This window comes from Pseudomonas azerbaijanoccidentalis, from assembly GCF_019145495.1.
GTDB classification, from domain to species: Bacteria; Pseudomonadota; Gammaproteobacteria; order Pseudomonadales; family Pseudomonadaceae; genus Aquipseudomonas; species Aquipseudomonas azerbaijanoccidentalis.
Genome location: NZ_JAHSTU010000002.1, coordinates 622867 through 638232 on the forward strand (window position 1 = coordinate 622867; position 15366 = coordinate 638232).

Consider the following 15366-nt stretch of genomic DNA (forward strand, 5'->3'; position numbering starts at 1 on the left):
CCACTCAACCCACCGCCCTTGCCGGTGTTGCCAGGCTGGTGATCCCGACCCTTGATTCAATGGCTTCGGCCAGACGCGCCAGATCCAGGCTGAGGCGCTCGTACTGCACGTTGAACAACACGATGTGGCCAATGAACGAGAAGTTGTCTTTCACCAGCGCACTGACCGAATCACCAATGCGCTTGGTCAGCACCGCTTCCACCAGTTCGATGTTCAGCGAGCGGGCTAGCGCCTGAATGTCCGGTACATCGCGCAGGATGCCCCCCGTGTTCGCCCGCAACAGGCGTATGCCGCAGTAGCCGCGCGGCACGGGATCAACGTTGGCGACGTGGCCTTCCACCGCCCAGCGAACCCAGCGTTCCCACGGGTCGAAATCGATGAATGCCTTACGCGCCAAATCCCAGATGTGCATGCCACCGGGGCGCATGTTGGTTTCCACGGCGGAGGTGCGGTGATTGGCCCGGTGGAAAACTTCGTTGTGCCAGGCCCCGTTGTCCTGCGATACCAACCCCGCCATGTGTCGGCCGGCAGCCATCAGCCGCGCCTGTGCGTCCGCTGCCAACGGCGCGGGCACCACTTGCTGGATCTCGGCACGGTAGGCGCCATCGGTGGTGGTTTTTTCGGTGATCCAGGTACTACCGGCAACATAGTCCCAGCTGTATTCCCGAGCGTTCTGGATCAGCTCTTCGAGCACAATGCCGCCCTCGCGATAGGGCTTCAGGGCCAGCCACGCTTCGTCGCACTCGGACGGGTGACGGATCACCCGGCAGCCCCGGCTGGCACCTTCGCAGGCCGGCTTGATGAACGCCTTGCCACCCAGTTCGATCACCCGCTGGCGCAGGTCCGGCAGGCTCTCGATGCGGGTGGATACGATCGGCCGATAATCCTCGGGGGCCGTCGTGGCTGTCGCTTCGAGTTGGCGGAAAATCTGTTTGTCCAGGCCCGCCCGCGCCTCTGCCGGGGTAATGCCGGGCAAGCCAAAATGGCTGGCCAGCGCCGCGCCCAACAACACACCGCGATCAGAAAACGGCAGCACACCGATCAATTTCCAGCGATCGGCATTCAGGCAACCGACCACCAGTTCGAGCGAGGCTGCAACGTCTTTCTCGGCCAGCGAGGTACTGCAAACGTGATCAGCCACCTGATCGTCCTGGGGCTGGATCTGCTCGACCAGCAGGATCAAACGGGCGTTGTACAGCGACTTGCACAAATCGCGCAGTTTCTGGATATCGTGGACCCGACTGCCGTTGTACCCCACCACTACTACGCACGAAGTCGTATTCATAAAGCTCCCGACTTGCAAAGTGAAAACCGAAACGGCGATGACTCAGTCATGCAGCGACGCGATTGATTTACGGTTGAGCCAGTACCAGACCAGAATCCCGCCGGCACCGATGACGGCCAGTACCAGCGCGTTGTAGGGCGGCGGCATGACCCGCATGATCAACACGGTCAACCCGGCGCCGACGCCCAGGGAGACTTCCTTGACGAACATGTTGTTCTGCTTGACCGAGAAGTAATCGAGGTGACTGAACGCGCACTCGGCGATGGACAGCAGCGCGACCCAGACCAGCGCGCCGACCAGGGTTTCGACGTGGAACGCAGCCGGTGAAGACAGCACTGCAAAGCCGCTGACGATGATCGCGATCACGGTCAGGACCTTGAAGCGCCCGGTGCTCTCGATCAGTTTCATGACCGGCACCTGGGCGAACACCACCACAGCGCTGTTGAGGATCAGCATCAGGCCATACCAGGCCGGCAGCTCGCCGGTCTTGAGCAGGATCGCTTGCGGCAGGATCGAGAACACACCAAACAGCTTGATGCCCATGATCACACCGGCGATCACCCACGGCAGTTTGTTACGCCAGCCGCTGCCTTCCTGGCTGACCGGACGGGCCACGGCGGCTTCGGTGGTGAAGGTCGCGCCCATGGCGATGGGCAGGCACAACAGGACAAAACTGGCGGCGCCGAGGAAAAACATAGTTGGCGTCAGCAGCGGCGACAGCAGGATCAGGCCGGCCAGCAGGCTGCCCATGTTCATCGCAACGCGGTTATAGGCCGCGCCTTCCTTGGTCTGCGCCGCTTCGCTTTTGATCAGGTAACCGGCAATCGCAATGCCGTAGGCGAACAGCGCCGCGGCAAACATGATGACGCCCTGGTTGTGGGTGATTGCCAGCAGCACCAGGCCCATGGCTGCGCACAGCAGCGTGACACTCAACGAGCGGCGACCGAGGACCAGCAACGTCAACGGCAGCAGCAACAACAAGGCCCGATACCCCAGGGCCAGAATGCTGTTGGTGGCGGTATCGAGCCATACGTTGGCCTTGCCCAACACCGCGAACAGCGCCACGGCCGTGATGATTCGAATGGTGAACAACCGCAGGTTGATCACCGGTTTCGCCACGACGGCGGTTGTTTCTAAACTCATGCAGCACCTCATACACCTGGTGACTGATCGACCGGCAAAAAGGTCGACAATCTGAAAACACTCCAAAGCGATAGTAAAAAGAGATGCTTGTCTTGGTCAGAGCAAGTTCGTATAGAATCAAACGAACTTTACTGCCGGAGAGACCAGTAAAATGCAGGCTCAGCGCGCAGTGATCGCCGCTATCGAGTTCCAGCCGGGTGTGCCGCTGGTGCAGCAGATCGTTGATCAATTAACGGTGGCAATCAGTCAGGGCGGCCTGCCCCACGGCTCCAGGCTGCCGCCGATTCGCGAACTCTCCGACTTGATGCACGTGGGCAAATCCACGGTGGTCGACGCTCTGGACCGTTTGCGCGCCAAGGGCCTGGTGGTTTCACGCCAGGGTTCCGGGCACTACGTACACCGCTCCAGCAGCACCCTGCCCGCCAACGCCGGGCCCGACCTGCTGCCACAAGACACCCTCAGCGTGGTCCGCCGCGCGGTACTGCTGGACAGCGGCGCGCTGCGTCCGGGGGCCGGTTTTCTGCCGTCCTCGTGGTTGCCTGCCGAAGAATTGCTCAAAGCCGTGCGCGGTACGCTGCGCGCGACCACCCTGCGCATGGGCGAATACGGCAACGCCAGCGGTTACCTGCCATTGCGCCAGGCCTTGCGCGTCAAGATGGCGAGCTTGGGCATCGAGGCGCCGGTGGAGCAGATCATCACCACCGCCAACACCGTGCAAGCCATCGACATGCTGATGCGCCTGCTGGTCAAACCCGGCGACACGGTGCTGCTCGACGACCCTTGCTACTTCACGATGCACACCAATCTGGCGTGGCACGGCGTCAAAGTCATCACCATCCGCCGCGAGTGCGACGGCATGGACCTGGACGCATTGGAACAATTGCTGATTGCCCATCGTCCCGTGCTCTACATGACCAACAATGCCCTGCACAACCCGACCGGGCATTCGTTCACTTCGGCGCAGGTTTACCGCTTGGTGGAGTTGAGCCATCGCTACAACTTCCACATCCTCGAAGACGATTTGTACTGCGACATGCAGCAACGCCGAACGCCACGCCTGGCTGCGAGCGGGCTGGACAATGTCTCTTACGTCTCCGGGTTCTCCAAGACCCTGACCGCCAACAGCCGCGTCAGCTTCGCGGTGCTTTCACCGCAACTGGCAGCGCGGATGGTGACGCTGAAAATGGCCTGCGGCGGCATGACCTCGGAAATGGCCGAGCAGATCATCTGCACCATGCTCAGCGACGGCAGCTACACCAAACACATGCGCCGCACGGTGGACCGCCTCTACGAGTCGAACAGCCGGGTGGCGGCATGGCTGGGCGAAGCCGGGTGTTCGGTGTCGTCCCTGCCGGGGGAAGGGTTATACATCTGGACTCGACTGCCGGAGGAATATAGCGCCGAATGCCTGGCCAGGAAGGGGCTGGAAATAGACCTGGTCCTGGCACCGGGCACCATGCTCAGCAAGGCGGCGGATGCCAATCAGTTTCTGCGATTCAACGTGGCGCACAGCGACCACGTGCAGGTCCGGGAGCGGTTTTTCCGGTTGCTGGACAAGCCGCACAAATAACAAAAGACCCTCAATCTCTGTGGGAGCGAGCTTGCTCGCGATGGCGGCAATTCGGTCCACCAGAAAACCCCCAACGAAAAAGCCCCGCTCTTCTCTCGAAGGCGGGGCTTTTCGTTACAGCGTCTGGATCTTAAGGCGCGTACGTCAGCAACAGCTCGGCCGGCACTTTGAAGTCCAGGGACATCATCACGCTCAACGCGGTAATGGTGAAGATCGAGAACACGAACAGCTTGCGTGCCCAGACCGTGTCATCCACTGCCTTGTAGCCGGTCCAGGCCATGTACAACCAGTACATGCCCATGGCCGCGGCAACGGCGAGGTAGCTCATGCCGGCGTAGCCGCTGAAGGTCAGCATCAAGGTCGCCACGAGGAACGCCAGGATGTAGAGCAGAATGTGCTTCTTGGCCACTTGAATCCCGCGCTTCACTGGCAACACCGGAATCGATGCGGCCAGGTAATCGTTGAAGCGGAAGATCGCGATGGCGTAGGAATGCGGCATCTGCCACAGGCTGAACATCACCAGCAGGGTCAGTGCGGCCATGTCGAAGGTGTTGCTGACTGCGACATAACCAATCACTGGCGGCATGGCGCCCGACAGACTGCCCACCAGCGTGCCGTGAACCGACTTGCGCTTGAGGTACAGGCTGTAGAAGCCAACGTAGATCACGAAGCCGATCACCGCGAACAAAGCGGCCAACGGGTTGGCCACCTTGTACAACAACGCAACGCCGAGAACACCCAGGACGGTCGCATAGATCAGGGCCAGTTTCAGGGAGATGAGGCCCTGTACCAGCACCCGGTTCTTGGTGCGTTCCATCTTGATGTCGATGTCGCGGTCGATGCAGTTGTTGAACACGCAACCGGAGGCGACAACCAGGGACGTGCCAATCATGGCGGCCAGAAACACGGCCAGATCGACATGCCCTTTCGAGGCCAGGAAGAACCCGCCTGCCACAGAAAGCACGTTACCGAAAATGATCCCCGGTTTGGTGATTTGGATAAAGTGCTTGAGCGACATCGGGTCTACCTCACTTCGCCATCATGTACGTGTGGATGCTGAACATGATCCACAGCGACAGGCCAACCAGCAGGACGATTACGATCGCGGCGAATACAAACGCGATCACGTTGTTGCGCTGCGCGGCGGAACGGTCCAGGTGCAGGAAGTACACCAGGTGCACCAGCACCTGGACGATCGCGAACGCGAGGACGATCAACAGGGTGATCGACTTCGGCAGCGTCGGGTACATCACCAGACCGAATGGAATGACGGTCAGGATCACCGACAGGATGAAACCGATGGCGTACGACTTGTAGCTGCCGTGACCGGCGTCATCGTGGCCGTGGTGGGAATGAGCTGGGTTAGCCATTTACATAGTCCCCATCAGGTAAACAACGGTGAATACGCAGATCCAGACAACGTCCAGGAAGTGCCAGAACAGGCTCAGGCAGCTCAGACGGGTCTTGTTGGTCGACGTCAGGCCATGCTTGTTGACCTGATACATCATGATCGCCATCCAGATCAGACCGCTGGTCACGTGCAGACCGTGGGTGCCGACCAGGGTGAAGAACCCGGACAGGAAGCCGCTGCGGCTAGGGCCGTAGCCTTCGGAGATCAGCAGGTGGAACTCGTTGACCTCCATGCCGATGAAGCCCAGACCGAACAGGAAGGTCATGGCCAACCAGCCCAGGACCTGTTTCTTGTTGCCACGGTAGAACGCCAGCATGGCGAAGCCGTAGGTGATCGAACTGAACAACAGCAGAGCGGTTTCGCCCAGCACGTAGGGCAGTTCGAAGATGTCGTGGCCCGACGGGCCACCGGCTACGTTATTTACCAGTACCGCGTACACCGCGAAGATCGACGCAAACAGAATGCAGTCGGTCATCAGGTAGAGCCAGAAACCGTATACGGTCATCTCGCCCGAGTCGTGGTGGTGGTCATCGTGCCCATGGTCACCATGGGCGTGTCCAACATTGGTCACTAAGTTCGACATGGTTTAAGCCTGTTCCAACGAGGTTTCAACACGGGTGGCTGTGGCCGGGATTTTCCCTGCCGCGACCAGACGCTTGTGCTGCTCGGCTTCGATGCGCTCGATCGTTTCAACCGGGACCATATAGCCCTGGTCGTCACGTGCAGCGTGGATCGCGAAGTAGACGACAGTGCCTACCAGGCTCGCGATTGCCAGCCACCAGATGTGCCAGATCATCGCGAAACCGAACACGGTCAGCAGAGCACCCATGACCACACCGGTAGCGGTGTTGTTTGGCATGTGGATCGGCTCGTACTTGGCCGGAGCCTGGTACGCGGTGCCGTTTTCCTTGGCTTCGGTGAACGGATCGACGCAGTCGGCTTTCGGCAGCACGGCGAAGTTGTAAAACGGCGGTGGCGACGAGGTCGACCATTCCAGAGTGTGGGCATTCCACGGGTCACCGTGTTCGCACATGTTTTCTGGCTTGTTGCGGTCACGCACACTGACGTACAGCTGGATCAGTTGGCAGGCGATACCGACAGCGATCATCACCGCACCGAACATGGCGACGTACAGGTACGGCACCCACTCAGGGTTGGTGGTGGCGTTCAGACGACGGGTCATGCCCATGAAGCCCAGTGCATAGAGCGGCATGAACGCGACGAAGAAGCCCGAGATCCAGAACCAGAACGCTGCTTTACCCCAGCCTTCGTGCAGCTTGAAGCCGAACGCTTTCGGGAAGTAGAACGCGAAACCAGCGATGTAACCGAATACCGCACCGCCGATGATCACGTTGTGGAAGTGCGCGATCACGAACAGGCTGTTGTGCAGAACGAAGTCAGCACCCGGGATGGCCAGCAGTACGCCGGTCATGCCGCCGATGGCGAAGGTCACCATGAAGCCCAGAGTCCACAGCACCTGGCTGGTGAAACGCAGACGGCCCTGGTAGATGGTGAACAGCCAGTTGAATAGCTTCACACCCGTCGGGATGGAAATCAGCATTGTCGCCAGACCGAAGAAGGCGTTGACGCTGGCACCCGAACCCATAGTGAAGAAGTGGTGCAGCCAAACCATGAAGCCCAGTACCGAGATCGCGCCCGAAGCGTAGATCATCGACTTGTGGCCAAACAGTTTCTTGCCGGTGAAGGCCGAGATGACTTCCGAGAAAATGCCGAAGGCCGGCAGGATCAGGATGTAAACCTCAGGGTGGCCCCATGCCCAGAACAGGTTGACGTACATCATTGGATTGCCACCAAGTTCATTGGTGAAAATATGGAAATCCATGTAACGGTCAAGCGTCAGCAGTGCCAGGGTAGCGGTCAGGATCGGGAACGAAGCCACGATCAGGACGTTGGCCCAGGTGCAGGTCCAGGTGAAGATCGGCATGTCCATCAGTTTCATGCCAGGGGTACGCATTTTCAGCACGGTAGCGAGGAAGTTAACCCCCGTTAGCGTTGTCCCCAGACCCGATAGCTGTAGCGCCCAGATGTAGTAATCCATCCCCACGCCAGGGCTGTATTGCAGACCCGACAGCGGCGGATAGGCAACCCAACCGGTCTTGGCGAATTCGCCGACGCCCAGGGACAGGTTGATCAGCACAACGCCGGACACCAGCAGCCAGAAGCTCAGGGAGTTCAGGAACGGGAAGGCAACGTCACGCGCGCCGATCTGCAGCGGCACTGCAAGGTTCATCAGGCCGGTGAAGAATGGCATCGCCATGAAGATGATCATGATCACACCGTGAGCGGTGAAGATCTGGTCATAGTGTTCAGGTGGCAAGTAGCCAGGCGAACCCTCGGTAGCCATGGCCAACTGGGTACGCATCATGATGGCGTCGGCAAAACCGCGCAGCAGCATGACCATGGCGACGATGATGTACATCACGCCGATTTTCTTGTGGTCGACCGACGTCAGCCACTCGGTCCACAGGTAGGTCCACTTCTTGAAGTAAGTGATACCGGCGAACAGTGCCAGACCGCCGAGCGCGATCATGGCGATGGTCACCATTACGATCGGCTCGTGGAACGGGACCGCTTCCCAACTTAATTTACCAAACATCGTTTACTCCTCTGCCCCGGCAGCTGAATGCGAGTTCATGTCCGTAGCGGCCACTTCTTTCTCTTTCTTCTCGTGCTTCACCTTCGGACCCGGTTTCATGCCTTCGTACTTGTCGACGATGATCTGGAACAGGTTCGGCGTTACCGAGGAGTAGAGCTCGACTGGGTTGTTCTGGCTCTGCTTGGAAAGGGCTGCGTATTCAGCTTGTTCAAGCTGTTTAGGTGCCTTTTTGACTTCACTTACCCAGGCGTCGAAATCTTCCTGGGAAGTTGCGATAGCCTTGAATTTCATACCGGTGAAACCGGCACCGCTGTAGTTGGCCGAGATGCCTTCCATTTCAGCGTTGCGGTCAGCGATCAGGTGCAGCTTGGTCTGCATGCCCGCCATCGCGTAGATCTGGCCGCCCAGACCCGGGATGAAGAATGAGTTCATCACAGCGTCAGAGGTGATCTTGAAGTTGATTGGCGTGTGCGCCGGGAACACGATCTTGTTGACCGTGGCAATGCCTTGTTCCGGGTAGATGAACAGCCACTTCCAGTCCAGCGCGACCACTTCGATGGTCACTGGCTTCACGTCGGATACGATCGGACGATACGGGTCCAGCTCGTGGGTCGACTTGTAGGTGATGTAACCCAGGGCAATGATGATCAACACCGGAACAGTCCACACCGCGATTTCGATCTTGGTGGAGTGGTTCCACTTAGGCGTGTAGGTCGCCTTGGTGTTGGACGCGCGGTATTTCCAGGCGAACAGGAAGGTCATGACGATGACCGGAACCACGACCAACAGCATCAGCAGCGTTGCGGTGATGATCAGGTTTTTCTGTTCCAGGCCAACCTGGCCCGTGGGATTGAGCAAGGTCATGTTGCAGCCTCCCAGCAACAACGTGCCGAGCAGCGGCAATAAGCCTAGTAGTCTGGGGTACCTGTTTTTACTCATCTCACGACCTCTAAAGCAGCTTGCGCAATGCAGTTGGGTTTTGATCGCCAACACTTCACCCTGCCAAGGGTTGGCATTTTCTTTGGATTGAATAAGGGCTGCCCGTCGAGCGTCAGACGCGTTTCGACAAATCCTGGGCCAGCGGTGAGTTCTTATTCGAATTCGTGGTCAAAGGCCTTGTTACAGACCAATTCCATTTGGTGCGGATAGTTGGAGGCACCGACACCTGGGAGTCGCATGAAGCCGCCCGGCCTCTCGACACCCTGATTCTGCTCAAACACCTTTAAGGGTGAGCAGCGCCGGGAATTCAGTGCGGGCGATTGTAGTTATGTAGCGTTTTTTAAACCATGTCTCATCCCGAAATAATTTATATCCCGAGCCGCAACAATGCTTCGCCGAACTCGTAAAAGTGGCGCATGTTATCGAAATTAATTCTCAACAAAAACACCAAAAATAGTAGGTCTACCACCGGCAGTTCAGACAGTTTCCGCTGCTCGGCGACACCGCCCTACCCGGCGCAAGCCCCCATGTCACAAGGGCTCTGGCAAATCGCCAGACCCTGTTAAAACTGCCTGCTCCAGCCTGATAACTACGGAACCCGACAGGCCGCGAAACAGACCAATTTCATTGCATGAGTCCATGCCAATCCGCTGCCTTGGACGCCGCTGCGACACTGAAGATGTGACAACATGTCGCACACGTGTCGCACCTATGTTTCCACCTGCTACGGTGTTTTCAGCCAGCCTCTGATCTGCAAAAAAATGCCCTGGCCCTCTCAGTGAGGACCGGGGCATTTTTTGTCCGACAATACGATGCGACGCAGGGTCTCAGCGCAGTGCTTTACGGTTGCGCATCGTCAGAAGCGGCACCAGCACCACGACCAGCACGAAGGCGACCAGCGCCCATTGCGCCAGCGACAAACCGAGAATCGGCGGGTACGGCGTGGAGCAGAAACCGTCGACCTGGAAGCCCAGCGGGAAGATCTTCGCCAGCGGCAAGCCGTCGACAATCGGTTGCAGTACATCGATGCCGCAACTGACGGCGGGATAGAACTGCGTGTAGACGTGATGCCCCGCCACACCGACGCCTGCCAGTGCGCAAATCACCACCAGGGTTTCAAAAATCGTGATGCTGCGACGGTTGCGCATGGCCGCGCCAATAAAGGCGAAGATCGCGATCAACAGCAAGGCATAACGTTGCAGGATGCACAGCGGGCACGGGGCCTCGCCCAGTACGATTTGCATGTACAGCGCGCCACCGATCAGCGCCAGGCAGATGATGCCCAGCAAAACCAGATAACGCCGTTCACGGCCCAACCGCAGTGTTTCCTCGCTCATCGCGTTTCCCTTCAAGATATCGATTGCCCGCCAGTCTACACGCCTGCGGCGTGCTGGGGGATGTCGGGGAATAGACGATAAGCGGGTTAAGAAGGGATTAACTTTTGAACAGAAAAATCAAAAGATCGCAGCCTCCCGCAGCTCCTGCATTCAGATGATGAACATCCTGTAGGAGCTGCCGAAGGCTGCGATCTTTAAAGGGTTACTCCAACGCCGAAGCCGGACCGAAGAACTCGTAACGGCTTTGCTTCTCCGGCACACCCAGCGCCTTGAGGTGGCGTTTGATCGCCGCCATGAAGCCCTTCGGCCCGAGGAAGTAAGCGTCCAGGTCGCGCTCTTGCGGCAACCATTCGCCCAACTGCTCCTGGCTCAGCAGCCCGACCTTGTGCGCCGCGGGGCTCACGCCGTCATCTTCGGCATAGCAGTAAAACGGTTTGAGTTGCGGATGACGCTCGGCCAAGCCATCGATCCAGTCGCGGAAGGCATGGACTTTGCCATTGCGCGCGCAGTGGATGAAGTGCACCGGGCGTTTGGTCTCCAGCGCGGCCTCCAGCATCGCCAGGGTCGGGGTGATGCCGACGCCGCCACTGATCAGCACCAGTGGTTTGTCGCTGGCGGTCAGGGTGAATTCGCCCGATGGCGGGAACAACTGGATGGTCGAGCCTACGTGCAATTGATCGTGCAGGAAGTTGGACGCGCGACCACCGGCCTCGCGCTTGACGCTGATGCGGTACTGGCCTTTGTTGGCCAGGGCCGACAGCGAATAGTTACGGCGGATTTCTTCGCCATCGAGGATCAGTTTCATGCCGATGTACTGGCCCGGTTCGGCAGCCAGAATCAGGCCTTTATCCACCGGTTCGAAGTAGAACGAAGTGATTTCCGCGCTTTCTTCGACCTTGGCCGCAACGATGAACTCCCGCGCTCCGCGCCAGCCGCCCGGTGCCTGTTCTTTCTGGTCGTAGATGCTGGTTTCGGCACCGATCAGGATGTCCGCCAGTTGGCCGTAAGCCGCACCCCAGGCCGCTATCACTTCCGGGGTGGCGATTTCTTCGCCGAGCACTTCGGCAATGGCGCGCAGCAGGCAGTTGCCTACAATCGGGTAGTGTTCCGGAAGAATCTGCAGGGCGACGTGCTTGTTGATGATCTTCGCCACCAGATCGCCCAACTGGTCGAGCTGGTCGATATGGCGCGCGTACATCAGCACACCGTTGGCCAGCGCACGCGGTTGGTCACCGGTGGCCTGGTGGGCCTGGTTGAACAACGGGCGGACTTCCGGATACTCGGAGAGCATCATGCGGTAGAAGTGAGTGATGAGGGCTTCGCCACCGCTTTCCAGCAACGGCACTGTAGATTTGACGATGGCACGGTCTTGGACGCTAAGCATAAAGTGACTCCTGGGCAGCAAAGTTTTGGTGACTAATGTCCTATGCACTTCAGTTTCCGTGCCAACTATTAAATCCATATAAATCAACAAGTTAATAACATGATAGTCATAACGACACCTTCTGTTTTATAGTCACACCGACTACATGGAGTCACTATGACTGCAAAATCCCTGCTTACCGCCCTGCTACCACTGGTCTCAGACCTGTCCCGCGAACTCCCCGAGGGCGAGCGCTATCGACGTCTGCTCGAAGCGATGCGCGCCCTGCTGCCCTGCGATGCTGCCGCGCTGCTGCGTCTTGACGGCGAATGGCTGGTGCCACTGGCCGTCGACGGCTTGAGTACCGACACCCTCGGTCGACGCTTCAAGGTCAGCGAACATCCGCGCTTCGAAGCGTTGCTGAGCAGCAATGGCCCGACCCGATTCGCCGCCGACAGCGACATGCCCGACCCGTACGACGGGCTGGTCGATGGCCTTGATGAGCATCTTGAAGTCCACGACTGCATGGGTTGCCCGCTGCTCATCGACGAGCGCCCATGGGGTTTGCTGACCCTCGACGCGCTCGATCCGGGGCAGTTCGAGCCCATCGAACTCGACGCCCTTGAAGCCTTCGCCAGCCTCGCCGCCGCGACGGTCAATGCCGTCGAGCGCATTGAGCGCCTGAACAATCGCGTCGAGGATGAACACCAGCGCGCTGAGGTCTACCGTCAGGCCAGCGGTCAGCAGAACCGCGAAATGATCGGCCAGAGCAAGGCCCTCAAACGTTTGGTGGAAGAAATCAGCCTGGTGGGCGGCAGCGACCTGACCGTGCTGATCACCGGGGAAACCGGGGTCGGCAAGGAGTTGGTGGCGCAGGCCATTCACGCCGCCTCGCCGCGCGCCGACAAGCCGATCATCAGCCTCAATTGTGCCGCGCTGCCCGATACGCTGGTGGAAAGTGAATTGTTCGGCCACGTGCGCGGCGCCTTCACCGGGGCAATGAACGATCGACGCGGCAAGTTCGAGTTGGCCAATGGCGGCACACTGTTTCTCGATGAAGTAGGTGAGCTGTCGTTGACGGTGCAGGCCAAACTCCTGCGTGTGTTGCAAAGCGGCCAGTTGCAGCGCTTGGGGTCGGACAAGGAGCATCAGGTCGACGTACGGCTGATCGCCGCGACCAACCGCGACCTGGCCGAAGAAGTGCGCAGCGGCCGCTATCGTGCCGACTTCTATCATCGCCTCAGTGTTTATCCTTTATTAGTCCCGGCTCTGCGTGATCGTGGCCGTGACGTGCTGCTGCTCAGCGGTTACTTCCTGGAGCAGAACCGCTCGCGCATGGGCCTCAACAGCCTGCGCCTGGGCAGCGATGCCCAGGCTGCGTTGCTCGCCTATGACTGGCCGGGCAACGTGCGGGAACTGGAACACCTGATCGGTCGCAGCGCGTTGAAGGCGTTGGGCAACTGCAAGGAACGGCCGAAGATTCTCAGCCTGAGCGCCGCCGACCTGGACCTGCCTAACGGCAGCGTTGAAATCAGCGCCGAGCAACCGGCAGCGGCGGCCATGGCGTTGGTGACCGGCGACCTGCGCGAGGCCACCGAAAACTATCAGCGCCAGTTGATCGGCGCGTGCCTGGAGCGGCACCACAACAACTGGGCGAGTGCGGCGCGGGAGTTAGGACTGGATCGGGCGAATTTGGGGCGGATGGCCAAACGGCTGGGCATGAAATAAGTAAAGATCGCAGCCTGCGGCAGCTCCCACAGGGAAATGCGATCCAAGTAGGAGCTGCCGCAGGCTGCGATCTTTTGATCTACCCGATGCCCATGAAGCTAAAGCCTGCCCCTAACAAGTCGATAACCCGGCATCGATGGCTGTTGGCGATCCCGTGATCGCCCGTCACCTTTTTCCACAGAAGGTACTTATGTCCACCACCAAAGCCCGCGCAGATTCACTTTCGCTTCTGCTGTTTACCTTGCGCAGCGGCAAGTTGATGGCGATCAACCTGCTCAAAGTCAGTGAAATCATCCCCTGCCCGCCGCTGACAAAAATGCCGGAGTCGCACCCGCACGTAAAAGGCATCGCCACCCTGCGCGGGGCCTCGCTGTCGGTGATCGACCTCAGCCGCGCCATTGGCGAGCGTCCACTGGAAGACCCGAACGGTGGCTGCCTGATCGTCACCGATGTCAGCCGTTCCAAGCAGGGTCTGCACGTGCAGGCAGTGAGCAAGATCGTCCACTGCCTGACCACCGACATCCGCCCCCCGCCCTTTGGCTCCGGCGGCGTGCGTTCGTACATCACCGGCGTGACCTCGGTCGACGGCACGCTGGTGCAGGTGCTGGACATCGAAAAAGTCATCCACGGTATCGCCCCGGTGCAGATCGAAATGGCGCCGACCGAGCTGAGCATGGAAGACGCTGAAGTGCTGGGCAGCGCGCGGATCCTGGTGGTCGATGACAGCCAGGTGGCCCTGCAGCAATCGGTGCACACCCTGCGCAACCTTGGCCTGCAATGCCACACCGCGCGCAGCGCCAAGGAAGCCATCGATTGCCTGCTGGACCTGCAAGGCACCGCCCAGCAGATCAACCTGATTGTCTCCGACATCGAAATGTCCGAGATGGACGGCTACGCCTTCACCCGCACCCTGCGCGAAACGCCGGACTTCGCGCACCTGTATGTCTTGCTGCACACCTCACTCGACAGCGCGATGAACAGCGAAAAGGCGCGACTGGCCGGGGCGAATGCGGTGCTGACCAAGTTCTCCTCGCCGGAACTGACCAAATGCCTGATCGACGCGGCCAAGGCTGTGGCCGAACAAGGTCATTGAGTGTTGGCCGAGGACTATTGCTGGCTGATGCGGCGCGACCTCACCGAGGTTGTGCCAGCGTTCGACTGGCCGAACGGCATTCAATTGATTGACTATCGCCCCGAGCTCGCCGAAGCGGTCCATCGCTTGATGGAGTTGGGCTACCGCGAGGGTGGTGGTCGGGTGCCGGCGCTGAAACTCTGGCAGCAACGGTTTGAAACCGATCCCGAATACGATCCCGCCCTGTGCTTCGTTGCCCTGGATGCCGAAGGCGTGGTTGGCGTATGCCAGTGCTGGACCAGTGCTTACATCAAGAACCTGGTGGTGCATCCACGGGCGCAACGCCAGGGCCTGGGGCGCGCGTTGATGATGCATGCCTTCATCGTGTTTCAGCAGCGCCGGGAAGGTTTTGTCGATTTGAAGGTGCTGGAAGACAACCGGCGAGCGCGGCGCTTGTATGAAAGTATCGGGATGTGTGAGGTGCGCCGGGAACCGGTGCCGGTCTGACATACTCACAACTTGGCCCTTACTCGCCCAAGGATCCCCCGAACCATGAAAGCCGCCCCCCTGATCGCCCTCTGCCTCACCACCCTCGCCTCCCAGGCCCACGCCTCCAGCCCTGACGCCTGGGCCGCCTACGACAAAACTGTGCTTGCCAGTTGCACCAAGGCCAGTGGCCTGAAAGACGCCAAACCCGTCGGCAAGGCTGCGCAATTCGATGACCGCGTTGGCTATACCGCGCTCCTGCTGCAAGGCCAATACCCGCAAAAACAAATGAAGGGCGCGCAGGGTACCGAGTTGTGCCTCTACAACAAAAAGAGCAAAACTGCCTACGTCACCGAATGGGACTCCATCCGCCCCACCGCCGAGGCGCAGTGAGTGGCGCATAACTTGCTTCGAT

At 59.4% G+C, this 15366-nt stretch carries 14 protein-coding genes; 5 read left to right on the plus strand and 9 right to left on the minus strand.

The window, feature by feature from the left end; translation table 11 throughout:
• Positions 1-4 precede the first annotated feature (4 nt).
• Complete coding sequence (locus KVG88_RS09390) at positions 5-1285, minus strand: ATP-grasp domain-containing protein (protein WP_150701886.1); 1281 nt, start codon at positions 1283-1285, stop codon at positions 5-7.
• Between the two features lie 42 nt (positions 1286-1327).
• Positions 1328-2428, minus strand: coding sequence for an MFS transporter (locus tag KVG88_RS09395; protein WP_217871177.1), 1101 nt, complete (start codon positions 2426-2428; stop codon positions 1328-1330).
• 151 nt (positions 2429-2579) lie between these two features.
• Here KVG88_RS09395 and KVG88_RS09400 point away from each other — a divergent pair, with 151 nt between their 5' ends.
• Positions 2580-3998 (plus strand): aminotransferase-like domain-containing protein, encoded by a 1419-nt coding sequence (locus tag KVG88_RS09400; RefSeq protein WP_150701884.1) that lies wholly within the window; start codon positions 2580-2582, stop codon positions 3996-3998.
• Positions 3999-4128: 130 nt separating this feature from the next.
• Here KVG88_RS09400 and cyoE read toward each other — a convergent pair whose 3' ends face one another.
• The 7 genes from cyoE to hmpA form a co-directional block, all read right to left on the minus strand.
• Positions 4129-5016, minus strand: coding sequence for a heme o synthase (cyoE, locus tag KVG88_RS09405; protein ID WP_150703705.1), 888 nt, complete (start codon positions 5014-5016; stop codon positions 4129-4131).
• A 10-nt stretch (positions 5017-5026) separates the two neighbouring features.
• Positions 5027-5368 (minus strand): cytochrome o ubiquinol oxidase subunit IV, encoded by a 342-nt coding sequence (cyoD, locus tag KVG88_RS09410; RefSeq protein ID WP_150703704.1) that lies wholly within the window; start codon positions 5366-5368, stop codon positions 5027-5029.
• Complete coding sequence (locus tag KVG88_RS09415) at positions 5369-5992, minus strand: cytochrome o ubiquinol oxidase subunit III (RefSeq protein ID WP_008060550.1); 624 nt, start codon at positions 5990-5992, stop codon at positions 5369-5371. It abuts the gene before it with no gap.
• 3 nt (positions 5993-5995) lie between these two features.
• Positions 5996-8026 (minus strand): cytochrome o ubiquinol oxidase subunit I, encoded by a 2031-nt coding sequence (gene cyoB / locus KVG88_RS09420; protein ID WP_150703703.1) that lies wholly within the window; start codon positions 8024-8026, stop codon positions 5996-5998.
• Positions 8027-8029: 3 nt separating this feature from the next.
• Positions 8030-8965, minus strand: a complete 936-nt coding sequence (cyoA, locus tag KVG88_RS09425; protein WP_150703702.1) for a ubiquinol oxidase subunit II — start codon at positions 8963-8965, stop codon at positions 8030-8032.
• Between the two features lie 827 nt (positions 8966-9792).
• Positions 9793-10302, minus strand: coding sequence for a disulfide bond formation protein B (locus KVG88_RS09430; protein WP_150703701.1), 510 nt, complete (start codon positions 10300-10302; stop codon positions 9793-9795).
• 202 nt (positions 10303-10504) lie between these two features.
• Positions 10505-11686, minus strand: a complete 1182-nt coding sequence (gene hmpA / locus KVG88_RS09435; protein WP_217871178.1) for an NO-inducible flavohemoprotein — start codon at positions 11684-11686, stop codon at positions 10505-10507.
• Positions 11687-11842: 156 nt separating this feature from the next.
• Here hmpA and norR point away from each other — a divergent pair, with 156 nt between their 5' ends.
• The 4 genes from norR (at position 11843) to KVG88_RS09455 (ending at position 15344) form a co-directional block, all read left to right on the plus strand.
• Positions 11843-13393: a nitric oxide reductase transcriptional regulator NorR gene (gene norR / locus KVG88_RS09440; RefSeq protein ID WP_217871179.1), complete on the plus strand. Its 1551-nt coding sequence runs from the start codon at positions 11843-11845 to the stop codon at positions 13391-13393.
• 190 nt (positions 13394-13583) lie between these two features.
• On the plus strand, positions 13584-14486 hold the full coding sequence (locus KVG88_RS09445) for a chemotaxis protein CheV (protein ID WP_150703698.1): 903 nt from the start codon (positions 13584-13586) through the stop codon (positions 14484-14486).
• A 27-nt stretch (positions 14487-14513) separates the two neighbouring features.
• The gene (locus KVG88_RS09450) at positions 14514-14972 is read left to right on the plus strand and encodes a GNAT family N-acetyltransferase (protein WP_217871180.1); all 459 of its coding nucleotides are present in this window, start codon (positions 14514-14516) and stop codon (positions 14970-14972) included.
• Positions 14973-15017: 45 nt separating this feature from the next.
• Positions 15018-15344, plus strand: coding sequence for a hypothetical protein (locus KVG88_RS09455; protein WP_217871181.1), 327 nt, complete (start codon positions 15018-15020; stop codon positions 15342-15344).
• The last annotated feature ends 22 nt before the right edge of the window (positions 15345-15366 follow it).